This window comes from Paraburkholderia fungorum, assembly GCF_900099835.1.
In the GTDB taxonomy this organism is placed as follows: domain Bacteria; phylum Pseudomonadota; class Gammaproteobacteria; order Burkholderiales; family Burkholderiaceae; genus Paraburkholderia; species Paraburkholderia fungorum_A.
In genome coordinates this window covers 1,714,376-1,739,866 of the sequence record NZ_FNKP01000002.1, presented here as the reverse complement: position 1 = coordinate 1,739,866, position 25,491 = coordinate 1,714,376, and the positions used below count along the sequence as shown (strand labels likewise).

Genomic DNA, 25,491 nt, shown 5'->3' with positions numbered 1-25,491 from the left:
GCCTTAGCGCGCGCGCCCATGAAGCCAGGCACAGAAACCGTCACGCTCAATGCGCGCCCGCCGCATCCGGTCCGCCGCCGCCCTTTGCCGGCCGCGTAATCCAGATCAGCGGGATGATCAGAATGAAAATGATCGCCGATATGAAGAAAATATCGTTCAGACCCATCATTGCAGCCTGCGTATTCACGGTGAAATCGAACAGCGCGTGCGCCGACAGCGGATTCAGATGCAGCAGCGTCTGCGTCGTATCCATCTGCTGATTGAACAGCGGATTGTTGATCGACGCCTGTTCGGTCAGTCTCGCGTGATGCAGCACCGTGCGGTTGTTCCACTCGTTGCCCGCGATCGACGTGCCCACCGCGCCGCAGAACACCCGCGCGAAATTCGACAGACCCGCTGCTGCCGGAATCTTGTTCGGCGGCTGCCCTGACAGGATGATCGACGTCAGCGGCACGAAGAACAACGCCATGGGAATGCCTTGCAGCAGCGTGGGCAGCACCAGATGCCACGTATCGATTTCGATCACGTACTTCGAGCGCATGTAGAACACGATCGCGAAGCCGACGAACGCGAGCGTGGCGATCACGCGCGCGTCCGAGCGCGGCAACACGCGGCCCATCACCGGCGCGAGCAGCACGGCGAACACGCCGAGCGGCGCGGTGACGAGACCGGCGTCGACAGAACGGTAGTTCAGGTACTCCTGCATCCATTGCGGCAACAGCACGAGGTTGCCGAAGAACACGCCGTACGCGACCGAAATCGCGATCGTGCCGCCGAGAAAATTGCGCTGCTGGAACAGCCGCAAATCGACGATCGGATTGGGTTCGGTCAATTCCCACACGAGGAAAAACGCGAAACTGATCAGCGCCGTAATGCCGAGAATCACGATCACCGGGGACGAAAACCAGTCGAGGTCCTTGCCCTTGTCGAGCATGACCTGCAGCGACGCAACCCACGTAATCAGCAGACCGAGGCCGACGAGGTCGATCGGAAGCTTGCGGGTGGGCGACTCGCGCGTGCGATAGATCATCCACGTGACGCCGGCCGCGAAAATGCCGACCGGAATGTTGATGTAGAAGATCCACGACCAGCTATAGCTGTCGGTAATCCAGCCGCCGAGTGCCGGGCCCGCAATCGGGCCGACGGTCGCCGTCATCGCCCACAAAGCGAGCGCGGTGGACGATTTCTCCTTCGGATACGAGCCGAGCAGAATAGCCTGCGACAGCGGAATCAGCGGACCGGCCACGGCGCCCTGGAAAATCCGCGCGAGCAGCAGGATCGGCAGCGTGGGCGCGATCCCGCACAGCCACGACGCCAGCACGAACGCGAGGATCGCGCCGACGAACAGCTTCACCTGGCCGATACGCTGCGTGAGCCAGCCGGTCAGCGGAATCGACACCGCGTTGGCCGCCGCGAACACGGTGATGACCCACGTGCCTTCGTCGACGGAAACGCCGAGGTTGCCCGAGATGGTCGGGATCGCGACGTTTGCGATCGACGTGTCGAGCACGTTCATGAACGTGGCAAGCGCGACGGCAATGGTGGCCAGAACCAGTTTGCCGCCTTGCAGGGGCGGGGGCGGCGAGGGTGGCGTCGGCGGCGCGGAAGCGGGCGCGGCGTTGGGCTGGCTCAAGGGGTTCTCCGGATCGGGGTGCTGCGAATGTCGTGGACGGACGGTTGATTTCCTGCGGGCGCGCTGCTCAGTCGATGCGCGCGGCGCCAGGTCCGTCGAATGCTCGCAAAAGCATACCTGTATTCGGCTTTCGGCGTCGTCGGCGCTGCAGGCCCGGCGGCAGAAACAAATCTGCCAGCGTATGCTCGCGGCTGGGGTCGTCACGGCTGCAGCGGATCGATCCGCCGCCACGTGATACGCGAAATGCGAAACCCGACACGCAAGGCGCAGAACGCAGAACGCCGCGCGTGGGCGCGCAACGAATCATTCATCAACAGAAGTAAGCGATAGAAAGGAAACAGTTATGGCCTGGGAGCAATTCGAACATGGCTGGCGGCGCGCACCCGCCGCCGCGCCGGCCAGGGGCCTCGTCGTGCTGATGCACGGCGTCGGCAGCAATGCGCGCGATCTGATGCCGCTCGCGGACATCTGGAGCGAGAGCCTGCCCGACGTGGCGTTCACGTCGCTCGACGGCACCGATCCGTTCGACGGCGGCTTCGGCGGCCGTCAATGGTTCAGCCTGCGCGACGTCACGCCCGGCAATCGCGAGGCACGCGTGGCCGCTGCCTATCCGGCGCTGCGCGGCATGCTCGAAGCCGAACTCGCGCACTGGCAGGTGCCGTTCGGCCGCCTCGCGCTGGTCGGCTTCTCGCAAGGCTCGATCATGGCGATGCACCACGTCGCGACCAGCGCGGAAGGCGCGGCGGGCGTCGTCGCGTATTCGGGGCGGCTCGCTTCGCCGATCACCGCGCAGAACGGTACGCCGCTCACGCTGATCCACGGCGAGGACGACGAAGTAATCCCCGTCAAGGAACTCGAAGACGCCGCCGACGCCTTTAGCCAGGCCGGCTACACGATCGACGCGTACGCGTTGCCCGGCATCGGCCACACCATCAACGCCGACGGCGTGGCGCTCGGCCACGAAGCGCTGGAACGCGCGCTGGGTGCTTTGTCGCGCGGTTGACACGGCCCTGAATAAAAGCGGCTCTAAAGATTTCGATCTGCTTGTCGTTAACTGCTCATTAGCATGAAAATCACCCGCCGCTTCGCGGAGCGCACCACGCCTGGGCAGGCGTACCGTGCGATCCGCGTGACCGGGGGTGCATTTCATACTGCCTGAACGGGCGGATAACGACACATCAGAGCCTTCATATGGCCAGACCAACGCCGTATTACCCGCTTTTCGAGCGGCTTTTCCGTCATTCCGTGGCGATGGATCTCGGCACGGCCAACACCCTTATCTATACCGACGACGGCGGTATGCTGCTCAATCAACCCTCCGTTGTCTGTTTCCAGAACGACTCCGCTGCGGGACCCCGGCGCGTTGCCGCGGTCGGCACCGAGGCTCGCCGGTTGCTCGGCCGCGCGCCGCGCAACGTCGAAGCCGTGCGGCCGCTGCGCCATGGCGTGATCGCCAATTACTCCGCCGCCGAGCACATGATCCGTCAGTTCGTCCACATGGCGCGGCCACGGCCGTTCTTTAGCCGCCGCGCCGCGTTCACGCTGTGCGTGCCGGCCGGTGCGACTCAGGTCGAATTGCGCGCGATCCGGGAAGCCGCTGTTGCCGCGGGCGCATGGAAGGTGAGCCTGATCGGCGAATCGCTGGCGTCGGCGGTCGGCGCGGGTTTGCCGGTGTCGGACGCGACCGGCTCGATGGTGGTCGACATCGGCGGCGGAACGACTGAAGTCGGCGTGATCGCGCTGGGCGGCACCGCGTATAGCGGCTCGATCCGCGTGGGCGGCGACACGTTCGACGCGGCCATCGTCACCTATGTGCGCAATCTGTATGGCGTGCTGCTGGGCGAGCAGACCGCCGAACACGTGAAGAAGAGCATCGGTTCGGCGCTGCGCGACGTGCCGCGCGAATACATGAACGCGACCGGACGCAGCGTCGACGACGGCCTGCCGCGCACGGTGCAACTGAGCAATCAGGATATCGCCGAGGCCATCGACGGGCCGTTGCGTCAGGTGATCGGCGCAGTCAAGCGCGGACTCGAAATGGCGCCCGCCGAGCTGGTGACGGACATCGCGGACCACGGCATCGTGCTGACGGGCGGCGGCGCGTTGCTTAACCACCTCGGAACCCGTTTGACCCAGGAGCTTGGACTCGACGTGCGTGTCGCCGACGAACCGCTGACCTGCGCGGTGCGAGGCGCAAGCGCGGCCGCTGCCCGAGGTTTGCTGGATGACGCGGCGTTTGAATAAGATGCTTCGATGAAGGCTTTTTGTCAGCTTGCGCGAGGCGAGGAGAGGGGAGGCGTGCGCACGATCTCGCTTCTGACATGCTGCAATTGACTGTGTGACAATAGCCGCCGCGCTGCAATTCAACGCGCGCGGGAGAGAACAGTCGACGGAACGTCCGTCTCTTTTAACCACCTTCGATTCTTGCTCGCGCAACGCTTGCCGAAGCTGATGCGCTGCATGTGAACCGCCCGTGAATCAACCTGTTTCCGCTTCGTCCATTTCATCGTCTTCGCCGTCTTTCATCGAATTGCAGAACGGTTTGCGCATGCCGTATATCGAAGCAGGCGAGGGCGAACTGCTGCTGTTCGTGCATGGATCGCTGTGCGATTACCGCTACTGGCAACCGCAACTCGACGGGCTGTCGAAGCAGTATCGCTGTGTCGCGGTGAGTCTGTCGCATTACTGGCCGCAGACCGCGACCGCACCCGGCCATCCGTTCAGCTGGAGCGCGCACACCAACGAAGTCGCGGAATTTATCGACCGTCTCGGTGCTGGAGCAGCGCATGTGGTCGGGCATTCGCGCGGCGGCTCGGTCGTGTTCCAGCTGGCGCGGCGTCATCCCGAGCGGCTGCGCACGTTGACGCTCGCCGATCCGGGCGGCCAGTTGCGGATAGCGGGTCAGCCGGCCTCGCGTTTTCCGGAGAAGGTGAACGCGTTGCGTGCGAAAGCGGCGCAACTGATCGAAACGGGCGATGTGGAAGGCGGCCTGAACCTGTTCGTCGATTCGGTCAGCCGGCCCGGTTCATGGGCGATGAGCACGCCCGCCTTCCGCAGAATGGCTACCGATAATGCGCACACGCTCGCACTGCAATTGCAGGACCCGTTGCCGGGTTACGCGCAGGAGCAGGCAGCCGAGGTGCGTTGCCCGGTTCTGCTGATCGACGGAGAGAAGAGTCCCGATATGTTCCGCAGGACGGCGGCTACCCTGCAAACGTGGCTACCCGATGCACGTCGCGAGACGGTGCGCGGCGCGTCGCACGGGATGAACCTCGCGCATCCGGGTGCATTCAACCGGTTTCTCGACGGCTTTATTAAAGCGGCGAACGCGCAATAAGCGATTGAATATCGACGCGATGAACTGCAGCTCGGTCGTGCAGTTCATGCAGTGAAAGCGCGCGCTGCAAATGCACTGCGCGCCTGCTTTTAATGCACGCGTGTCGATCCGCTTGAGTCGCTCATTCAAACAGTCAAACGACTCGATCTGTTCGCGCTATTCAACTCGGGCACTCTACCCCGAGTGCCCGATCTTTTCGATTGCTGGCGCTAGCCTGTCAGCGCCAAACCTCAGGCCTTGCGATGCGCGTCCTTATCGAGCGCGACTTCCGCTGCTTCGCCAACGAGGCCGTGATAGTACAGATGCACGCCGATCGCGAGCGAGTCGTTGCGAATTTCGTGGAACGCTTTCCACGCCTTCACCGGGTCCCTGAACAGCAGATAGTGCGCTTCTTCAGCGATCAGATCCGCGACTTCATGCAGACCGTGGCCGCGCATGACATTCACGAGCGTATCGAGACTGCGATGCGTGCGTGCGTCGGTGCGCGGGTAGAGCATGTGCAGTACCGCAACGTCCTGCTTCTTGAGCGCTGCCGACAAAGCAACCACGATGTCCTGGTGATTCAGCGCGGTGACAATGTTGTCTTCCGTGTGGACATGATCCGGAAACAGCGTTTCGAGAGAGGCATTCATCTGGTCCATCCTGTTCTTTTAGCTGATTAAAAAAGCCCGCCGTAGGACGGCGGGCCAAAGACAGCGTGTGAGTTACTAGGGGAAGCAAAACACGCAACCAGTATCGCAGATGCACACGGGTAAACGCAGCTTGACTACCGCAAAACATTGTTGCTGGCAATGCTCTAACTTTCATTTAGCTGGCAATCCAGCTCAAGCTGCTGCTTTCTTTTGCAGCCGATGTATCTGGAGCCTTGCTGGACAACGAATGTTGCGCCAGCCGAGATGGATTGTTGCGACGTTTCGTCGCAATCAAAGGCGCTCTGGACCTTAGAATGCCAACCGGAGCCTGAGCATGCATTGCGCCAATCCCTGTATCGCAAGTTCATACGATACGCAGGCCGCGCATGCCGGCACGAGTGCGATGTGAAAGTAAAAGGAACGCATAGATGAATTCGAAGACACACGCAACGCTGAGCTTTTCCGACAGCGACCAGACAATCGAACTGCCGATCTATCAAGGCTCGCTTGGACCGGATGTAATCGACATCCGCAAGCTGTACGGCCAGACCGGCAAGTTCACGTACGACCCGGGCTTCATGTCGACGGCGGCCTGTAACTCCGCCATCACGTATATCGACGGCGACAAGGGCGAGCTGCTGTATCGCGGCTACCCGATCGAGAACCTCGCGCAGAACGCCGACTTCCTCGAAAGCTGCTATTTGCTGCTGAAGGGCGAACTGCCGAATGCTAAAGAGAAGGAAGAGTTCGTCAAGACTGTGACGAATCACACGATGGTGCACGACCAGATGCACTTCTTCTTCCGCGGCTTCCGTCGCGACGCGCATCCGATGGCGATTCTGGTCGCTGCAGTCGGCGCATTGTCGGCGTTCTATCACGACTCGCTCGACATCAATAACGCAGAGCACCGCGAAATCTCGGCCGTGCGCATGATCGCGAAGCTGCCGACGCTGGTCGCGATGGCGTACAAGTACACGGTGGGTCAGCCGTTCGTTTATCCGAAGAACGACCTGTCGTACAGCGCGAATTTCATGCGCATGATGTTCGCGAATCCGGCCGAAGAGTACCAGGTCAACGACGTGCTGGTGCGCGCGCTCGACCGTATCCTGATCCTGCACGCAGACCATGAACAGAATGCGTCGACCTCGACCGTGCGTCTTGCGGGTTCGTCGGGGGCGAATCCGTTCGCGTGTATCGCAGCGGGTATTGCATGTCTGTGGGGCCCGGCGCACGGCGGCGCGAACGAAGCCGCGCTGAACATGCTCGAAGAAATCGGCTCGGTCGACAACATCCCCGAGTTCATCGCGAAGGTGAAGGACAAGAACTCCGGCGTGAAGCTGATGGGCTTCGGTCACCGTGTGTACAAGAACTACGATCCGCGCGCGAAGCTGATGCGTGAAACCTGCCACGAAGTACTGGAAGAACTGGGTCTGCATGACGACCCGCTGTTCAAGCTCGCCATGGCGCTGGAAAAGATCGCTCTGGAAGACGAATACTTCGTGTCGCGCAAGCTGTACCCGAACGTCGACTTTTACTCGGGCATCGTGCAGCGCGCACTGGGCATTCCGACCGCGATGTTCACCTGCATCTTCGCGATGGCGCGTACGGTGGGCTGGATTGCGCAATGGAACGAAATGATCGCCGATCCCGAACAGAAAATTGGCCGTCCGCGCCAATTGTTCGTCGGCGAAACGCAACGTGAAGCGAAGCCGATCGCACAACGATAAACCGGCTTTCAATACGCTTCTAGCGCGTTTTTAACGCTTCAAACGCTCGGGCTGTCATTGGCCCGGCACCCACGCGGCGCTCCCCACAAAGGAGCGCCGCGCTGCGTTTACGCGCTCAAATCCCTGCACGTCCTGTGCCACTAAAAAAACTGAAACTCCCCTGTGATAAGTTCGTCTGACGCGAACAGACCCTCTACAATCGGAAGCGACCGGGTGCGGCGCGGCATGACAAGGCAGCAGCAGGCAGCAGCAGACAACGCCAGGCGGCACACCCAGCGGTAACCGAATGTGAGGCCGGACGCACAAGCGCGAACGTACAAGCGAATTCATAGGAGTGACCCTGATGCAGCAGCCAGAAGCCCTCGGTGGCGTGTCCCTTGCGGGCGGTATCGATCACCGCGAGCCCGAACCGGACGGCGTATTCATCCCGACGGAAAATCTCAATGTCGCGAGTGCGGCCCAGCATGTGCTGAAGTCGGGCGATACCTTCATCGTCAACGACCCGCTCGGCGATATCACCGGTCATGACGACGGCCTGTTCGTCAACGACACCCGCGTTCTGTCGCAATTGCGTCTGACCTTCGGCGGACGCGCGCCGTCGCTGCTGTCGGGCAGCGTCAGCAGCGACAACACGTCATTCACCGCCCATCTGACCAACCGTCCGTTGCCGCCGCTCGGCGGCGACAGCACGCCGGAAGGCGTGATCCACGTCGAGCGCGTGCGCGTGCTGTCGGGCACGGTGCTCAACGAGGCTATCGAACTCACGAACTACGGCACGAGCGACGCCGTGGTGCCGCTGTCCATTTCGTTTTCCAGCGACTTCCGCGACATGTTCGAAGTGCGCGGTCTGAAACGCGACAAACAGGGGCGCATAGAGCCGGCGCGTATCGAAAATCGCGAGGTGCTGCTCAGCTATCTCGGCCTCGACGATGTCACCCGCAACGTGCAGATCGCGTTCTCGCCGGAACCCGACAAGCTGTTCGCCGACCGCGCCGACTACACGGTGAAACTGCCGGCGCAGGCGTGTGTGTCGATTTATCTGTCGGTGTCGGTGCAGGTGGTCGCGAATAACGCCGACCGGCCCGGTGCCGATGTCTCGCAACCGATGCATGCGTTGAGCGAAGGACATCTGTCGCAAATCGATGCGGAGCGTCCGCGCGTGGGCCGTGCCGCCGTGCGCGCCGCGCTGGTCGACGCGCACCTGGTGATGCGCGAACGCCGCCGCGCCACAGCGCGCGTGCGCTCCAGCAACCCGCTGTTCAACGCGTGGATCGACCGGTCGCTCGCCGACCTCGGCCTGCTGACCACCGACCTCGCCACCGGTCCGTATCCGTATGCGGGCATTCCGTGGTTCTCGACGCCGTTCGGCCGCGATGCGGTCATCACATCGTTGCAGACACTGTGGATGCAACCGGAGCTTGCCGCAGGCGTGCTGCGTTTTCTGGCCGAACATCAGGCGCGCGAGAACTCGCCGTTCCGCGACGCGGCGCCTGGCAAGATCATGCACGAGATGCGCAAGGGCGAAATGGCTGCCGCCGGCGAAGTGCCGTTCGCGCTGTACTACGGCGGCGTCGACACCACGCCGCTGTTCGTCGTGCTGGCCGGCGCATACGCAGACCGCACGGGCGATCTCGCGCTGATCGACGAATTGTGGCCGGCCCTCGAACGCGCGACGCAGTGGGTCGCGGGCGTGTGCGACAAGAACCGCTACGGCCTGCTCGACTATCAGCGCGAGTCGGATGGCGGTCTCGCGAATCAGGGCTGGAAAGACAGTCACGATTCGGTCTTTCACGCTGACGGACGCTTCCCCGACGGCCCGATCGCGCTGGTCGAAGTGCAGGCCTACGCGAGCGCCGCGTTCGACACGATGGCGCGCTTCGCGAAGTTGCGCGGCCTGCGCGAACAGTCGGCGCAATACAGCGAACGCGCGAAGAAAATCCGTCAATGCGTCGAAGAAAAGTACTGGATGGAAGAGTCCGGCTTTTACGGCATCGCGCTCGACGGTCATGGCGAACTGTGTCGCGTGATGGCATCGAATGCGGGGCATCTGCTGGCTTTCGGGCTGCCTTCGCGGGAGCGCGGCGAGTCGGTGGTGCGCGCGCTCGATTCCACGCTGTTTCATACCGGATGGGGTGTGCGTACGCTGGCGGCGAGCCAGGCGCGTTTCAACCCGATGGCGTATCACAACGGCTCGGTCTGGCCGCACGACAATGCGCTGTGCGCGCGCGGTTTGTCGCATTACGGCGGCAAGGCGTCGGCGGTGCGGCTGTTGCAGGCGCTGTTCCAGGCAGCCGTGAATTTCGACATGCGTTTGCCCGAACTCTTCTGCGGCTTTCCGCGTCGACGGGGCGAGCCGCCTACTGCATATCCGGTCGCGTGTCTGCCGCAAGCGTGGGCGGCGGGGTCGCCGTTCATGATGCTGGAAGCGTGTCTCGGCATCACGATCGATGCCGAACGGCGCGAAGTCGTGATCGAACAGCCGATGCTGCCCGAAGGTATCGACTGGCTTGAAATCGGCGATTTGCGGGTCGGCGATTCGTCGGTGTCGATCACGTTCCGCCGGATTGGCGAGAAGGTGGTGGCGTCGGCGGAACAGGGCGATGTGCGGGTAGTGGCGCTGCTTTGAGCCTGAAGTGAAGCGGGTTGAAAGACCGTCCAGATCATGGACGGTCTTTTTATATCTGCGCCAGCCCGCTACAAAAAGCAGTTTTTAGTCGATCGATGATCGAGTCGCGAGCGACTGCTTCAACGCGGCAAGACCTTCCACGTAGATACCGTGAAAGAGTTCCGTCACTTCGTTGTCGCTGACGCCGACAGGCGTAAAACTCCCCGACCACTGCACGACAGATGCCTCCTTGCCCGCAACGTCCTGCACGCTAAGCGTGGCGAGATAGTCCTTCGCGGGAAACGGCGCTTGAACGAAAGAGTAGCTGTACGAGCGGCCTTTTTCGTCGAAAGCCTCCAGGCGCTCGACAATCGTCTCGCCGTCGACCGTCTTCAGATTCCTCACTCGACCGCCTTCGCTCAACTCGCTATGCGGGACGAACGGCAGCCAGTCCGGCAGCGAGTTGAATCCGCCAATCAACTGCCATACGCGGCTCGCGGAAACGGGAACTTCGATAGAAGCAGAGGTAGTCGGCATTTCATGCTCCCGCTGCGTTTGAAAGCGAAGATGAAGGCACAGGCGCATCGGCCGCGATGAGTTTTTCTTCGCGCAATTCATGCCAGAAGCCTGCCGGAATGATTGCCGACAGCGCGGCGAAATCTTCCGTGATCCGTTCGGGACGGCTAGCGCCCGGAATAACCGCAGCGACGGCCGGATTAGCCAGCGAGAACTGCAAAGCGGCGGCCTTCACGCTCACGTTGTAGCGCTGCGCGATTGCGTTGATGCGCGCGACCTTCGCCAGAATCTCCGGCGAAGCCTTCTGATATTCGAAGTGCGTACCGCCAGCGAGCACGCCCGAGCTGTACGGACCGCCGACCACGATATCCACGTCGTGGCGCGCAGCCGCAGGCATTAGACGCTGCAGCGCGCGCTCATGATCGAGCAGCGTGTAGCGTCCGGCCAGAAGAAACGCGTCGGGTTGCGCTTCGCTCAGGTCGAGCGTCAGTTCGCACGGCTCCACGCGATTCACGCCGAGTCCCCACGCGTTGATCACGCCTTCGTCGCGAAGACGCGTCAGCACGCGAAACGCACCCTTGCGCGCGATGTCGAATTGCGCGAGCCATTCATCGCCATAAAAATCCTGCGCGATATCGTGGACCCAGACGATGTCGAGGCGGTCGGTATTCAGGCGCTTGAGGCTGTCTTCGATCGAGCGCAGCGTGGCGTCGGCGGAATAGTCGTTGATTATTTTGTTCGGGCGGCCGTGCTCGAACAGGCCGCCTTTCTCGCCGAGATCACGGCTGGCCGGTTCCTCGATTTCGTCGAGGATCAGACGGCCGACTTTCGAACTCAGCACATAGTCGTCGCGACGGTGTTTTTGCAGCGCCGCGCCGAGCCGGATTTCGGCCAGACCCGCGCCGTAGAACGGGGCGGTGTCGAAAAAGCGCACGCCGTGATCCCACGCGGCGTCCACGGTGGCCATCGCCTCGGTTTCGGGGATATTGCGGTACATATTTCCCAGCGGCGCCGTGCCGAAGCCCAGCTTGCCTTGCAGTCGATTTCTGATTCCCATGATGTTTCCCTGCCTGATAACTCTGTGAAGGTGAGGCAAGTTTAGGGTGGCGTTGTCAGTCCGTCCAAGACATAATTGGCTAAGGTTATGTCCTGTGGAGTCTTAAGTGCTGGATATTCGTCAGCTTCAATATTTCGTCGCCGTCGCGGAAGAAGAGCACGTGGGCCGCGCCGCGGAACGTCTGCACATTTCGCAATCGCCGTTGAGCCGCCAGATTGCGCAACTGGAGGAGCGGTTGGGTCTGACGCTGTTCGAGCGCAGCCAGCAGCGCATTCGCCTCACTGCGGACGGTCGCACGTTCCTGGCCGAAACGCGTGCGCTGCTGACGCACGCCACGCGTCTCGAATCGCTCGCGCGCAGGTTGGGGCGGGGCGACGAAGGCGGACTGTGCATCGGCTATCTGGAAAACGCGATGCATTCCGGCGTGCTGTCCGACGCGCTGCGCACGCTTCGGGAAACGCGGCCTGCCGTGCATATCGCGCTTTACAACATGCAATCGGTCGATCAACTGGAGGGCTTGCGGCAGCGCAGTCTCGACATCGCACTGGTGTGCGAGCCGCCGGTCGGCGACGACCCCGACCTCGACAGCGCGCTGTTGCTCGACGATCCCATGTTGCTAGCGCTGCCGGATTCGCATCCGCTGGCGACGGCGCGCGATCTCACGCCCGACGCGCTGGCCGCGCTCGACTGGATTGCGGTTTTGCAGAAAGAGGGCGCGCTGAAGCACGACAACTTCGTCGCCGCGTGTGCGCGGGCCGGTTTCACGCCGAGGATTTCGATGGAAGCGACGGAGCCGCTCACCGCATTGGGACTGGTGGCCGCCGGACTCGGTTCGACGATGATCCAGAGCGGGCTGCGCCGTCAGGCGCCTGTGGGCGTAGTGCTGCGCGAGGTCCCGTGGATGACGTATCGCACGCCGCTATGGGCCGCCTGGCATAAGGTGAATCTGCGGCCGCTGGTGGCGATATTTCGCGAGGTGCTGCTGGGCAATGCGCGGGAAATCAATGCGCGGGAAACGGGAGCGGCAATCAACCTCCCGCACGCCGCGAATTTCACGACAACGTCAGACTAGAACGACTTGCGCGCCTGCAACCAGCAATGCACGGACGTGTTGGCATTCGTGCCGAGTATTTCCGGCGTGCGTCCGAACGGAAACGCGACGCTGGCCGTAACGAGTAGCTTGTAAGGCCCGTTCCACTGCACGCCGAACCCCGCGCTGCTCAGTTGACCCGTGTTGGGCCCCGGCACGAACGTGTTCTTGAACAGCTGCACCCAGCCGGTATCGACGAACGCGGAAAACTGCCAGATACCGGGGATCTGCTGAAACGTCATATCGTGCCGGTATTCAAGCGTCGCGAAATAGCCGCGCGAACCCGACAGGACACCCACGTCGTAGCCTCGCACGCTATCCGGGCCGCCGAGGTAGAACTGTTCCGACGTGTCCAGGTTCTTGCTCGCCAGTTGTCCTGAGAAGCCAAAGTAGAGGGCGTCGTCGCGCGCGAGTTGCTGCAGACGCGACATCGACAATGCGAGCTTGACGTAATGGCCCGCTGTGTCCGCCCCGAGCTGATCGATGATGTCGGTCTGGAGATTATTCGCGGAGAGCACGCCATACGTCATCGCCAGATGCGCGTTGATCACGCCGGTTGCATCGAGTTCATCGCCTGCCAGCGTGGTCGTCACGCTGTTCGTGTGACGGTCGTTCTGCAGCCCGATCACGTCGATGTTGTCGTTGAGTCTTCTGAAGTCGTACTCGACCTGTCCATACAGATTGCCGCGCGTATTGCGGATCAGCGGCTGCGCGAGCACCACGCCGCCCACGAAGGCCGACCCGTGCGACTCGAGATCGGACAGATCGTTGCCCAGGTGGTAGTCGAGCGCCGACACCGTGGCACCGAGCGTCGTGCCCTGACCGTTGAGCAGGTAGCGATAGTCCATGCGTCCGTAGGTCATGCCGTGGCCCGATGTCAACGCGCTGAAGTCGAGCAGGTCGCCCTGATTGAACGGCCCGTTGATGTTGAGATTGGCGCTGCCGCGCACGCGCCCGCTGTATGGGTCGCCGAAGTTGTCGACCCCGGCGTCGCCGGTAAAACGCTGCGCCGGCGTCACGCCGACGAGCAGATCGGAGGTGCCCACCTCGTCGCCTGGCCGTAGCGTCGAGTTCACCTGCGCCCCGGGGATGTCCTGAAGCAGCAGCAACGTGCGTTCGAGCGTGAATTCGCTGACGGGCTGCCCGGACTGGAGAGCCGCGAGCGTGCTGTTCAGTACGCGGTTCGATACCGCGCTCTGATTGTTCATCGACACCGCGCCATAACGCGCCTCGGCAACGTCGATCCGCACGATCCCGTTGTCGATCGTCTGCGCGGGCACGTAGGCGGTGGCGAGCGGAAAGCCATGCTGGTGATACACGTCGCTGATGCGCTCGGCCAGCGCGTTCAGATCGCTCAGCGTGAGGTCGCGGCCTTCGCTCGACGCCACGACCTGATGCAGCAGTTCGGTCGGCAGTTCCGTGTTGCCGGTGATCTCGATCGTGCGGACCGGGAAAGTTTTCGTGTTGTCCGCCGGGGCCGCGTTCTGCGGCTGGATCGTCAGATCGAGATTCGAGGGCGGTGGTTGAACCGGGCGCTGCGGCACCTGCTGAAGCAGCTGGCCGCTGCCGCTGTTCGGGGGTGCCGTCGCGCGGACCTGAGCTTGCGCGGCAAGCGCGGCCGTGGCAAGAGCCATGGCGGCACAGATTCGGGTTCTGCGTAAGCGGTTCGTGCGAATCTCGGTCATGTCGACGGTTCGAAGATGTCGTGGGCCGCGCAGCGCGCGCCGGGTCGATTGCGTGCGTTCAGACTTCATCAATGTGCGGGCAGGTGAACCCCGCCGTTGAGCACCGTCAGCGCCAGGCCCGGTTGAAAGTCGGACCGTGACACGTTGCGCTGGTTGGACTGATCCGACTCCATCTGATTGCCGGAGTAATGGCCCCGCGCGGAATCAGAGGCAGTGCCGTAGGGCGTATCCACGCCGTTTGCCCCGAGCGGCGCCAGTACATTCGCGAGCGCTCCTGAAGGTACCGGCGCGACCGGCGTCACGATGTCGGCGCTCAGGCCCGAAGGCTGCACGAGGACGTAATTGCCAGCGTCGGGACCGTTGATCGTCATTGCCGTGCCGACCGGCTTGTTGATGCCGGGGCTGGGGTCCTTGAAATAGCCCACGCTATCGTTACCGAGCGCCACGCCGTCGCTGCCCAGCACGCCGGAAAGTCGGTCGCCGGAAAGCGCGTCGAGGACGGTGCCGTCGTAGGTCCGGTTGGTTGTCCGGGTTCCCAATACGGTGAGTGTCGCGGGCGTAATGCTGACCCAGTCAACGCCGCCCAGCAGCGTGTAGTTGCTCGCGAGCGCCGCGCCATTGCCGGTGAGCGCGTACCCGCCGAGGCCGCCGGACGCGAACGCAACCTGGTTGCCGACGTTTTTCGTGGACAGCGTCCCAGTGCCGGACAGCGTCAGGGTTTCGCCGTTCACGCCTTCCAGCGTGCCTTGCGTGCCGAACAGGCTCGCCGTCGCACTGGTGCCCGCGTCGTACACGCGGCTGCCGGTGAGGTTGACGACGAACGGCGTAATGGCGGCCGAGGTGGTTGCCACGCTGTTGAACGTGTAGTTGCCCACATCCGCGCCGCTGCCCGCGATTCCCGTCACCAGAACGGGAATGTTGTTGCCTGCATTGGGCGTGACGAAGTTGGACGACTGCGCGCTAAAACTCACGCTATCACCGCTCAGAATTCCGCTGCTGGCCAGACTGACTGTCGCCGTGCGCGTGCTGTCATAGATTTTGTTCGCACCTGTCGCGGTCACGGTGACCGCCAGCGGCGTGATGCTGACCCAGTCGACGCCGCCAGCCAGCGTGTAATTGCTGGCGAGCGTGGAGCCGTTGCCGGTCAACGTATAGCCCGAGAGGCCGCCCGCCGAGAACGGCTGCTGTTGCCCGACGTTGCGGCTCGATACGGTGCCGCTGCCGGTCAGCGTCAGTGTCTGGCCAGCGACACCCGCGAGCTGGCCGCCGTTGCCAAAGAGGCTGGCGCCTGCCTGATTCGTGCCGTCGTAGACACGGCTGCCCGTCAGGTTCAGCACGGCCGGGAGGATGTCGGCGGAGGTCGTGGCCGTATTGTTGTAGGTGTAGTTGCCGAGGTCGCTGCCGGTGCCCGCTATCCCCGCCACGCTCACGCTGATGTTGTTGCCCACGTTGGGCGTGGCGAAGTTTGCGCTGCCGGCCGTAAAGGTGGCGCTGTCGCCCGCCACGAGGCCGTTCACGGTCAGTCCGCTGAGCAGCGCGGTCGTGGTGGCGTCGTAAGTCTTGTTCTGCGCACCGGCCGTGATCGTCAATGCGCGCGGGGTAATGTTCGCGCTCGTGACCACCACCGTGCTGCCGAACGTGTAGTTGGCGATGTCCGTCCCGTCGCCGTAAAGGCCGACCGTGATCGGAATATTCGTGCCGACATTGCGCGTGATGAAGTTCGCACCCGTGTAGCCGACCGATACGTTGTCGCCAGCGATAAGGCCTGTCACGTTGAAACTCGCGAGCTGTGCTGCCGTCGTGCCGTCATAAATCTTGTTGTCGCCGATGGCGGTGATCGAGATCGGCTTCGGCGTGATGCTGACCCAGTCGCCGATGCCGTTGCCGAGCGTGTAGTTGCTCGCCAGTGCGCCGTTGTTGCCGCTGAGCGTAAAGCCCGCGATGCCGTTCGCCGCGAACGCCTGCTGGCTGTTCACGTTCTTGCCCGCGAGCGTGCCGCTGCCCGATAGCGTCAGCGTTTCTCCATCCGCGCCGGTCAGCACGCCGTTGTTGCCGAACAGCGCGGCGTTGGCACCCGTGGTGCCGTCATAGACACGCGTTCCCTGCAGACCCAGCACGTACGGCAGGATGTTTGCTGACGTCGTCGCGGTGGTGTTGTACGTGTAATTCGTGGCGGCCGCGCCGGTCGCCGAAATGCCGTTCACAGTGACGGGAATGCCGTTGCCCGCATTCGGCGTGGCGAAGTTCGCGCCGGTAAAGGCGAAATTCACGGTGTCGCCTGGCAGCACGCCGGTGGCAATGATCGCCGCCGTGGCGCTGGTCAAGCCGTTGTAATAGCGGTTCTCGGCGCTCGCGTTGACTGTGATCGCAAGCGGGATGATCGTCACCCAGTCGGTGCCGCCCGCGAACGTGTAGTTGCCGGGCAAGGCGCCGCCGTTGCCCGTGAGCGAGCCGTTGAGGCCGGTGGCGGTGAACGGTATCTGCGAGCCCACGTTCTTCGTGATGAGCGTGCCGGTGCCGGAGAGCGTCAGCGTTTCACCATTCGTCCCGGTGAGCACCCCGTTGTTGCCGAACAGGCTGGCGCTGGCGCTCGCCGTGCTGTCGTAAGTGCGCGTGGCGGTGAGATTCAGCACGAAGGGCAGGATGTTTGCGGTGGTCGTCGCGGTGGCGTTATACGTGTAATTGCCCACGTCGGCGCCGCTCGCTGCAATGCCGTTGACGGTGACCAGGATGCCGTTGCCCGCGTTCGGCGTGGCGAAGTTCGCGTTGCCGGGCGTGAAGCTGAAGTTGACGGTGTCGCCAGGCAGCACGCCGTTGCTCGCGACGCTCGTGGTGGCGGCGGTGGTGCCGTCGTAGGTTTTGTTCTGGGCCGTTGCGTTCACGGTGATGCCGAGCGGCGTGATGTTGCCGGTGAGGCCTGCCGGTTGCGTCAGCACATAGTTGCCGGCGTCGTTGCCGCTGATGGTCATCGTCGACGGCGTGACGGCCTTGCCGTTGCCCACGTTCTTGTCGGCGAACGTGCCGGTGGTGTCGTTGCCGAGCGTCACGGCGTCGCCCGCGAAGAGTCCGGTGAGGCTGGCGCCGCTGAGTGTGGCCGCCGTCGTGCTGTCGTAGACCTTCGGGTTGACCGTTGTGCCGGTCACGCCGAGCGTCGCAGGCGTGATGTTGACCCAGTCGGTGCCGCCCGCGAACGTGTAGTTGCTGGACAGCGCGCCGCTATTGCCGGTGAGCGTGAAGCCGCCAAGACCGTTCGTGGCAAACGGCTGCGCCGCGTTCACGTTCTTGCTGGCCAGCGTGCCGGCGCCGGACAGCGTCAGCGTTTCGCCGCCGGTGCCGGTGAGCACGCCGTTACTGCCGAATAGCGCGGCGTTTGCGCTGGTCGTCGAATCATAAACACGCGCACCCTGCAGGTTCAGCACGAAGGGCGTGATGTTGGCGCTGGTGGTCGCGGAGGTGGTCTGCAGCGCGTAATTGCCTGCATCGGCACCGCTCACGCTGATGCCCGACACCGTAATGCCGATGTTGGTACCGACATTTTTCGTGGCGAAATTCGCGGCGCTGTCGCTGAACGTCACGTTGTCGCCGGGCACGACGTTGGCGCTTGTCAGTGCGACCGTGGCGGTCGTCGTTGCGTCGTAGACCTTGTTGCTGCCGGTCGCGCTGACCACGATGATCGGCAGCGTCGTAATGCTCGCGGTGAGGCCGGCCGGCTGCACCAGCAGATAGTTGCCTGCATCGGTGCCCGAGGTCGTCATGCTGGTGGTGACCGGCTTGCCGGTGCCCACGTTTTTGTCGTTGAACTGACCCACTGTGTCGGCGCCGAGGACGACGTTGTCCGATCCCAATACACCTTGCAGGGTGGCCCCGGTCAACTGGGCGTTGGTGTTGCCGTCGTACTGCTTGCTCTGCGCCACTGTATTCGCCACGGTCAGCGTGGCAGGGGTGACCGTTACCCAATCCGTGCCGCCGGTGAGCGTGTAGTTGCTCGCAAGGCCGGTGCCGTCGCTGAGCGCGAGTGTGCCGAAACTGGAAAGCGCCACCTGGTTGCCCACGTTTTTGCTGGGGAGCGTGCCGGTGCCGCTCAGGGTCAACGACTCGCCGTTGACGCCATTGATCGAGCCGCTCGTCGCGAACAGGCTGGAGACAGCATTGGTCGTGGTGTCGTAGACACGCGTGCCCTGAAGGTTCAGCACGCGCGGCGTGATATTCGCCGTGGTGTTGGCTGTGGAATTCAGCAACGTGTAGTTGCCTGCATCGGCGCCGCTCAGTCCGATGCCTATCACCGCAACCGGCAGATTGCTGCCGACATTGGCCTGCGAGAAGGTGGCGGTGTAGCCGGAGAAGCTCACGTTGTCACCCGCCACCAGTCCGGGGCTCGCCAGGTTGACCTGGGCGGCCGTCGTGCCGTCGTACTGCTTGTTGATGCCGGTGGCCGTCACGCCGATGAGCGCGGCGGTGATATCGGCCGTGACGCCAGTGGGCTGCGCCAGCGTGTAGTTGGCCGCGTCCGTGCCGGAGATCGTCATGCCTGTGCTCACCGGCTTGCCCGTGCCCACATTCTTGTTGTTGAAGTTGCCGGTTGCGCTGTTACCCAGCACGACGCTGTCGCTGCCCAGCACACCGCTCAGCAGTGCGTTCTGCAAAGTTGCCGTGGTCGTGCCGTCGTAGGTCTTGTTGAGCGCAATCGTATTGAGCACCGTGAGCATCGCGGGCGTAATGGTCACCCAGTCGGTGCCGCCCGCGAGGGTGTAGTTGGCCGCGAGTCCGGTGCCGTTGCCCAGCGCCAGCGTGCCGAAGTTGGAGAAAGGAATCTGTCTGCCGACGTCTTTCGTCGACAGCGTGCCGACGCCGCTCACCGTCAATGTTTCGCCGTTGACGCCGCTAACCTGACCGGCGCTCGAGAACAGGCTGGCATCGGCATTGGTGGTGGCGTCGTAAACACGCGTGCCGGTCAGGTTGATGACCCTTGCCGTAATCTGACCGAGCGTGCCGCTCGCCTGGGTGGGCAGGTTGTAGTTCGACAGGTTGGTGCCCAGCGCCGAGGTGTAGTCCGACGGTTCCAGCGTCGCACCGAGGCCGACGTTCGTGCCGACATTCGGCGAGAGATAGCCGCTCGATGCAGTCTGCGTGACCGTGGCGCTCTGGTTGCCGACGAAGCCCGTAATCGCGAAGTCGGACGCGCCCAGCGTCACCGATTTTGTCCCGTCGTATTCCTTGACCGGGTTGCCGATGATCGTCACCGTGAGCGGCGCGGGCGTGATGTCCGCGAGCAGGTTCGACGGCTGCGACACCGCATAGTTACCCGCCTGGGCGCCGCTCAGCGTAAAGCCGCTCGCGGTGACCTGAAGATTGGTGCCCACGTTCGACGTGGGGAACTGACCGCTGGCGCTGCCCGACGCGAGCGTGACGCTGTCGGTGCCGAGCACGCCGGACACCGTCGCGTTACTGCTGTTGATCGTGGCGGCGGTCGTGCCGTCATAGGGTTTGTTATTCGCCACGGCGCCGTTCACGATCAACGGCGCGGGCGTGATGTTCGCGGTGAGCCCGGTGAGCGGCTGCAAGGTGTAATTGCCCGCCGCACTGCCCGAAATGCTGAAGCCGCTCGCCGCCACGGCAATTCCGTTGCCGACACTGGATTGCGCGAACGTACCCGTGGTGGAGGTATTGAGTGTGACGTTGCCGGTGTCGCCGGCAATCACGCCCGAAAGCGACGCGCTGCTGACATTGAGCGTGTCGGCGGTCGTCGTGTCATAGACCTTGTTGCTCGCGAAGGTGTTGAGGATAAAAACCGGCGCGGGCGTGATCGTGCCGGGACCGGACGCCATCGTCGGCAGCAGGTAGTTGGTGAGGAGCGTGCCGCTGTTGGCCGTATAGTTGCCCGGCACGAGCGAGCCATTAATCGCCCAGGTGCCCGCGTTGGCCTGCGCGTAGCTGAATTGCGCGCTTGGCGTGATGCTCGCGCCTTCGCCGCTGACGAATCCGGTGGTCTGCAGGTTGCTGCTGCCAATTCGCGCGACGTTGTCGCCGTTATAGACCTTGGTCGGGTTGCCGATGATCGTGACGACGAGTTGGGCCGGGAGGATGGTGCCCGTCCCGTATGCCGAGATCGGGAACGAATAGTTGTTCAGGTTCGTGCCCGCCCCCGGGGTGATATCAGCTTGCGCCAGCGAAGCTGTCACTGCCTGCGAGCCTGCGTTCTTCGTCGCGTACTGACCGGTGATGGTGTTCGACACCGTCGCGCTGTCCGTGCCGATGAAGCCGCTGAACGTGAAGTCGTTGGCGGGGATGGTGGCGATCGTGTTGCCGTCGTAGGTCTTCGACGGATTGTTGGTGATCGACGCCGTCACTTCACCGTTGATCGGCCGCTTCACGATGGTGCCCATGCCGGTTGCGGTGGCCGGCAGGTCGTAGTTGGAGAGCAGGGTGTTCGCGCCCGCCTGGAAATTGCCCACGCCCAGTGTCGCGCTCACGCCCTGATAGCCGACGTTGGAGGTGGCATAAGCACCGGTCGCCGGAGCCGGATTCAGGGCGATGGATTCGCCCGGAATCGCGCCGAGCACCTGATAGTTGCCGGCCCCAAGCGACGCGGTCGCCGTGCCGTCGAATACCTTGGTGGGATTGTTGATGATGTCGACTTCGACGGGCGCGGGCGTGATGATGCCGGTCGGCGTCGACAGGCTCCCCGGAAACGTGTAATTCGACATTGATGTGCCAGCGGCGGGCACGAAATCAGAAGGTCTGAGCGCAGCGGTGACAGTAATGCCGGTGCCTGCGTTAGCCGTCGCATAGGAAGCCGAATTTTGTCCGATCGCGGCGCTCTGTCCGCCCACGAAACCCGAGATGGTGTAGTTCGACTGGGTCAGCGTGGCAGTGGCGCTGCCGTCATACACCTTGGTCGGCGAGCCGACAAACGTGATCGTCAGCGGTGCCGGCGTGATGTTCGCGGCGAGGCCGCTGATCCCGGCCACGGTGTAATTGCCGGCCCCCGGGCCGCCCAGAGAGAAGCCGTTGGCCGAAACAGGCAGCGCGTTGCCGACATCGGACTGACTGAACGTGCCGGTGGCCGCGAGCGTCGAGAGCGTGACAGTGCCGGCGTCGGACGGCACGAGCCCTGAGACGGTGGCGCTGCCCAGGTTTAGCGTCGCCGTGGTGGTGGCGTCATACACCTTGTCGTTGGCGGTGACACCGGTAATCGTGACGGTCTTCGGCGTGATGTTGGCGGCGAGATAGGCCGGTGGCGAAATCTCGTAATCGCCTGCTTTGGCACCCGTCAGCGTGAAGCCCGACGGCACGACGGAGATGTGGTTGCCGACGTTGGGCGAAACGAAGGTGCCCGTTGCGCCGCCTGTTTGCAGCGCGACCTGTCCGCTGTCCCCGCTGATCACGCCGAACAGCGACGCGCCGGTCGAGTCGAGCGTGGCGGCGCGGGTGCCGTCATAGACCTTGTTGCTGGCGATGAGCCCGCTGATCAGCAAAGGCGCGGGCGTGATGGTGCCGGGTCCGGTCGCCGCAGTGGGCAACGTGTAATTGGCCAGATTGGTGCCGCTATTGGCGACGAAATTGCTCGGCGTGAACGCGGCGTTGACGGCAATACCGGTGCCCGCGTCGGCGCTCGCGTAGGCAACCGAACTGGCCTGATTGACGCTTGCGCCCTGGCCGGCAACAAACCCCGTAAAGCTATAGTTGCTGGCCGTGAGCGACGCCGAAGTGGTGCCGTCGTACACCGTCGTCGGATTGTTGACGATGCTCGCAGTGAGCGGTGCAGGCGTGATGGTGCCGATGTCGGCCGACGCCTGGCCTCTCGCCTGGTAGCCATACGCCGTGATGCCGGTCGACGTATGGATGACGACGCCGGCGAAGGTCGTCGGCGAGCTCACCACGATGTCCGTGCCGGCGTTGGAGGTCGCATACGTGCCCGTTGCGCTGGCCACGACATCGCCGTTGACGAGCCCGGTCGTCTGCAGATTCGCGCTGGTCAGGTTGGCGGTGGGCGCGCCGTCGTACACCTTGGTCACGCTGCCGGTTAGGCCGGTCAGGGTGATGGTGGGCGCGAGGCTGTAGAGGAAGCCGTTGCCGGAGGCTGCCGGGGTCGTACTGGACGTCGCGTTGTACTGGATGAACGAGGGTGTGAGCCCGTCTGGGGTGTCGAGCCGCGGGTCGGTCGAGTCGATGCGCCATGCTGCCGAAGTGCCTGTGCTGACGGCCGCCGCGCCCGCGTTGTTGATGAAATTCGCGTTCGTCGCCAGCGTGACGCCTGCGCCTCCCGTGATCGCCGCGCCCGCCGCGATCGTCAGGTTACCGGTGCCCGCCTGCATGGTCACCGCGCCCGCGCCGGTGACGGCCGCATTCACGTTGATTGCGTTGAGCGCCTGCAGCGTGAGGCTCGCCGACGCGTTGGTCCAGCCGATCGCGGAATTGACGTTGATGTCGCCCGCGCCCGGCGTTTGCACGCCAGCGCCTGTCGCGCCCGACGCCGTGGTTTGTTCGACCACGTTTGTGCCGCCGTTCAGCGTGCTCGAAATCTGGCTCGCGGCGGTGGCGTCGATGGTCAGATCGGTTGGGTCGACCAGCCAGGTGCCCGCGCGTCCTGACGGCGCCGCCGCCGTGATGTGCGCGTCAGGCGCGAGGTTGAATTGCGCCGCCGATGTTTCGATCGACCCGCCGTTGCCGCCATTCGGCGCGCTAGCATCCAGCGTGCCGCCGACGTTGACCGATCCCGCCGTCATGCTGCCAAGCAGCACGATTTTGCCGTCATGATCCGCGACGGTCTGCGCGCGGATTTTGCCGGTGTTGTTCACCGCGCTGGCGAGTAGCGCATCCTTCGCGCCGGCGGTCATGATGACCTGACCACCATCGGCCACCAGAAGCTGGCGGTTCTCGGCGAGATTGTCGAGCGTGCTGGCGCTCACCTGTATGTGAACGAGTTGCGAGCCGTCAAAGGTGAGCGTGGCCGCGCTGCCGCCAGCCAGTGCAATCGTGCCAAGCCGCGCGCTGACGATGCCCTGGTTCGACACGTGATTGCCGAGCAGCGCCACGTAACCGCCGTCGGCCGCGACAATCGAGCCCTGATTGACGATCGCGCCTTTGCCGTTACCCGCAAACACCCGGTTATTGCTGTTGAGCGTGCCTGAGTCGAGATCGAGCGTGGAGGCGACGATTCCTCCAACGTTCACTTGCGCCGACGGCCCGAACAGCACGCCGTTCGGATTGATGAGCCACACCTGCCCGTTAGCGCTCAGGCGTCCGAGAATCTGACTGGGGGTACTGCCCAAAATACGATTGACGGCAATTGAACTGCGTCCGGGCTGAACGAAATCCACGGATTGGGCCGCGCCCACGTTGAAACTCTGCCAGCTTAGCTGGAGGGTAGGGCTGCCTTGCTGGATGGTGGTCTTCGTGCCCGACTGGCTGATCGTTGCGCTGCCTGCAGTGACCTGGCCGCCAATCGGACCGCCCGCCGAGTACACCGTACCGGACCACAGGAACGGGGCGCAGGTCGCGAGGACGGTAATCACATGTCGCACGCCGTGACGGACCGTGCTCCCGCCGTTGCCGGAGCGTCGACGCGCAAGCTCCGATGCGACGATCCATTGCCTCAACGAACGGCTCCAGCACAAGCGATAAATGTGATTCATGGCATCGCCCATCCTCGACGGCAGAATGGACATGACAGCCACGACATTGCGCCAGCCTCGTCGCCAGCCGCGATTCCTCAAGTCGTGGGGTCTGCCGGTTCAGACCCATTCGCTGTATTCAGGCCATTCTGCCCAGTGGCTGATCACATCAGTTTTAGTTAAACGGAGGCGTGTTTCTATAGGGATAAAGGGCAACGCCAGGAATTATTTTTTTCACGCAACAATGATTGGTCGATGACGAATTGGCATGTCGGAAAAAATGCCTCTGTCAATGCAACATTAGTGCCTGTTTATTGGCGTTAATGTTGCCTGTTTTTTATCCCGGCATTTAAATCCGTTCTGAAAATAAATATCTTCTGATATCCGAAATATCTTTATCGCCAAGCCACTATTTGCTCGAGGAAAACCACTTTCCGTATATCTGTTCGTAAGTTCCATCCTCGTACATGGCAAGAAGGGTCTCGTTGATCGATTTGCGCAACGGACTGCCATTCGCCACCGCGATGCCATATTTCTCGGGCCTGAATATCGGTCCCACGATGGCCAGCGCGCCATTGCCGCGTCTCGCGGTCCAGTACTGCAAGGTGGGTGCGTCATACACAATGGCCTGCACGTCTCCCTGTGTCAGCATTCGGATGCCGTCGGCGGCAGTGTGCACGTCGAGGTATGGAATGCCGCGCTGAATCAGGTATTCCGCCGCGACGGTGCCAGGCACCGTGCCGATTTTTTTGCCTGGCAGATCGTCGGGACCGCGAATGTTCGACTGCAGACGCGCAACGGTTTGCGATGACGTGACTGTCGCCGTCAGTTGGGCAATCAGCACGACGCCGATCAGCCACATCGACGGAACGAGAATCCGCTTCCATACGCCCGGGGCGTCGCGTTCGCCGTGTTCGCCCGTTGCAATGATCAGCATGGTGACCCATAAGCCTTCGCCGAGTGCGCGCCAATAGGGCTTCTGGAAAGCAGGATCGCGCTTGCGCTCGGTAAGCAGGACCAGGTTGGCGAGAACAAAGACGATGGCAATGGTGATGCCCACGAGTTGAGCCAGAGCCAGCCACGGGATCGACAACATCGTGCTCGTGAACGAGTTTTCGTTCTGCGTGCGCACCATGATCTGCAAGCCGGAATCGAAATAGGGGAGGGAAAAATCGACCTTCTTCTCCCGATCCTGAGTCATGGTGATCGCGGCGATGGCGACATCCACGTCGCCGCGTTGCAGCGCGGGCAATAGCGCCGGCTGCTCCGGCAGGATCTTCCACGTGAAGTCGAGGTGCAGGCGGCGTGCTATCTCGTTCCAGAGGTCGATGCTGAAGCCTTCCGGCGTCGAAGTTTGCGGCAGAACGAAGGGAGCAACCGGGGCAATCGCGACGCGCAACGGGTTGCCTGGGCTTGCGGCCTCAGAGGCGTCCGGTTGGTTTGCGTAGACGACGGCAGCGACGTGCCTTGGGTAGGTCAGTCCGTCATGCATCAACGGTGCCGAACGCGTGTTTCCAGCGCCCATCGCGAGGGATGACAGCGCGAGGTAACTCAGCGCGACGAGCCACGAGGTCGGCCTGGTCATCGCGCTTCTC

13 protein-coding genes are annotated in these 25,491 nt (G+C 63.1%); 6 read left to right on the top strand and 7 right to left on the bottom strand.

The features are described 5' to 3' along the window. Positions 1-46: 46 nt before the first annotated feature. Positions 47-1,633, bottom strand: coding sequence for a DHA2 family efflux MFS transporter permease subunit (locus tag BLS41_RS23585; protein WP_074769199.1), 1,587 nt, complete (start codon positions 1,631-1,633; stop codon positions 47-49). A 343-nt stretch (positions 1,634-1,976) separates the two neighbouring features. Between BLS41_RS23585 and BLS41_RS23575 the strand changes: the two genes are divergently transcribed. The 3 genes from BLS41_RS23575 to BLS41_RS23565 all read left to right on the top strand — a co-directional run bounded on the left by BLS41_RS23575 (position 1,977) and on the right by BLS41_RS23565 (position 4,970). Then, positions 1,977-2,636 carry an alpha/beta hydrolase gene (locus tag BLS41_RS23575; RefSeq protein ID WP_074769195.1) on the top strand — a complete coding sequence of 220 codons (660 nt, stop codon included), beginning with the start codon at positions 1,977-1,979 and terminating at the stop codon, positions 2,634-2,636. Positions 2,637-2,824: 188 nt separating this feature from the next. Then, positions 2,825-3,877, top strand: coding sequence for a rod shape-determining protein (locus BLS41_RS23570; RefSeq protein ID WP_074769193.1), 1,053 nt, complete (start codon positions 2,825-2,827; stop codon positions 3,875-3,877). A 229-nt stretch (positions 3,878-4,106) separates the two neighbouring features. Further along, on the top strand, positions 4,107-4,970 hold the full coding sequence (locus BLS41_RS23565) for an alpha/beta fold hydrolase (RefSeq protein ID WP_436972021.1): 864 nt from the start codon (positions 4,107-4,109) through the stop codon (positions 4,968-4,970). Positions 4,971-5,200: 230 nt separating this feature from the next. Here BLS41_RS23565 and BLS41_RS23560 read toward each other — a convergent pair whose 3' ends face one another. After that, entirely contained in the window at positions 5,201-5,602 is a 402-nt protein-coding gene (locus tag BLS41_RS23560) for a hypothetical protein (protein WP_074771145.1), read from the bottom strand. A gap of 428 nt (positions 5,603-6,030) precedes the next feature. Between BLS41_RS23560 and gltA the strand changes: the two genes are divergently transcribed. Together gltA and BLS41_RS23550 are read left to right on the top strand one after the other, a co-directional pair. Beyond that, positions 6,031-7,329, top strand: coding sequence for a citrate synthase (gene gltA, locus BLS41_RS23555; RefSeq protein WP_074769191.1), 1,299 nt, complete (start codon positions 6,031-6,033; stop codon positions 7,327-7,329). A 343-nt stretch (positions 7,330-7,672) separates the two neighbouring features. Further along, positions 7,673-9,955, top strand: a complete 2,283-nt coding sequence (locus tag BLS41_RS23550; protein WP_074769189.1) for an amylo-alpha-1,6-glucosidase — start codon at positions 7,673-7,675, stop codon at positions 9,953-9,955. An 84-nt stretch (positions 9,956-10,039) separates the two neighbouring features. Here the strand turns inward: BLS41_RS23550 and BLS41_RS23545 are convergent, their stop codons facing one another. Together BLS41_RS23545 and BLS41_RS23540 are read right to left on the bottom strand one after the other, a co-directional pair. Next, a complete protein-coding gene (locus tag BLS41_RS23545; RefSeq protein WP_074769187.1) occupies positions 10,040-10,471 on the bottom strand; it encodes an SRPBCC family protein in 432 nt (143 codons plus the stop codon). A gap of 1 nt (position 10,472) precedes the next feature. Beyond that, on the bottom strand, positions 10,473-11,507 hold the full coding sequence (locus BLS41_RS23540) for an aldo/keto reductase (RefSeq protein WP_074769185.1): 1,035 nt from the start codon (positions 11,505-11,507) through the stop codon (positions 10,473-10,475). A 106-nt stretch (positions 11,508-11,613) separates the two neighbouring features. Here BLS41_RS23540 and BLS41_RS23535 point away from each other — a divergent pair, with 106 nt between their 5' ends. Beyond that, the gene (locus tag BLS41_RS23535) at positions 11,614-12,579 is read left to right on the top strand and encodes a LysR substrate-binding domain-containing protein (RefSeq protein WP_074769183.1); all 966 of its coding nucleotides are present in this window, start codon (positions 11,614-11,616) and stop codon (positions 12,577-12,579) included. Here BLS41_RS23535 and BLS41_RS23530 read toward each other — a convergent pair. The 3 genes from BLS41_RS23530 to BLS41_RS23520 all read right to left on the bottom strand — a co-directional run bounded on the left by BLS41_RS23530 (position 12,576) and on the right by BLS41_RS23520 (position 25,481). Further along, positions 12,576-14,231 carry a ShlB/FhaC/HecB family hemolysin secretion/activation protein gene (locus tag BLS41_RS23530; RefSeq protein ID WP_253189744.1) on the bottom strand — a complete coding sequence of 552 codons (1,656 nt, stop codon included), beginning with the start codon at positions 14,229-14,231 and terminating at the stop codon, positions 12,576-12,578. The two genes, BLS41_RS23535 and BLS41_RS23530, sit on opposite strands and share 4 nt — an antisense overlap. 119 nt (positions 14,232-14,350) lie before the next feature. After that, positions 14,351-23,917, bottom strand: coding sequence for a YDG domain-containing protein (locus tag BLS41_RS23525; RefSeq protein ID WP_171910299.1), 9,567 nt, complete (start codon positions 23,915-23,917; stop codon positions 14,351-14,353). A gap of 388 nt (positions 23,918-24,305) precedes the next feature. Beyond that, positions 24,306-25,481: a transporter substrate-binding domain-containing protein gene (locus BLS41_RS23520; RefSeq protein ID WP_074769179.1), complete on the bottom strand. Its 1,176-nt coding sequence runs from the start codon at positions 25,479-25,481 to the stop codon at positions 24,306-24,308. Positions 25,482-25,491: the final 10 nt, after the last annotated feature.

What these genes read in the sequence shown, in the direction of transcription:
- BLS41_RS23575 (WP_074769195.1), top strand. Translation starts at nt 1,977, where the DNA reads ATGGCCTGGGAGCAATTCGAACATGGCTGGCGGCGCGCACCCGCCGCC.
- BLS41_RS23545 (WP_074769187.1), bottom strand. Translation starts at nt 10,471, where the DNA reads ATGCCGACTACCTCTGCTTCTATCGAAGTTCCCGTTTCCGCGAGCCGC.
- BLS41_RS23530 (WP_253189744.1), bottom strand. Translation starts at nt 14,231, where the DNA reads ATGGCTCTTGCCACGGCCGCGCTTGCCGCGCAAGCTCAGGTCCGCGCG.
- BLS41_RS23520 (WP_074769179.1), bottom strand. Translation starts at nt 25,481, where the DNA reads ATGACCAGGCCGACCTCGTGGCTCGTCGCGCTGAGTTACCTCGCGCTG.
- BLS41_RS23570 (WP_074769193.1), top strand. Translation starts at nt 2,825, where the DNA reads ATGGCCAGACCAACGCCGTATTACCCGCTTTTCGAGCGGCTTTTCCGT.
- BLS41_RS23525 (WP_171910299.1), bottom strand. Translation starts at nt 23,917, where the DNA reads ATGAATCACATTTATCGCTTGTGCTGGAGCCGTTCGTTGAGGCAATGG.
- gltA (WP_074769191.1), top strand. Translation starts at nt 6,031, where the DNA reads ATGAATTCGAAGACACACGCAACGCTGAGCTTTTCCGACAGCGACCAG.
- BLS41_RS23560 (WP_074771145.1), bottom strand. Translation starts at nt 5,602, where the DNA reads ATGAATGCCTCTCTCGAAACGCTGTTTCCGGATCATGTCCACACGGAA.
- BLS41_RS23540 (WP_074769185.1), bottom strand. Translation starts at nt 11,507, where the DNA reads ATGGGAATCAGAAATCGACTGCAAGGCAAGCTGGGCTTCGGCACGGCG.
- BLS41_RS23550 (WP_074769189.1), top strand. Translation starts at nt 7,673, where the DNA reads ATGCAGCAGCCAGAAGCCCTCGGTGGCGTGTCCCTTGCGGGCGGTATC.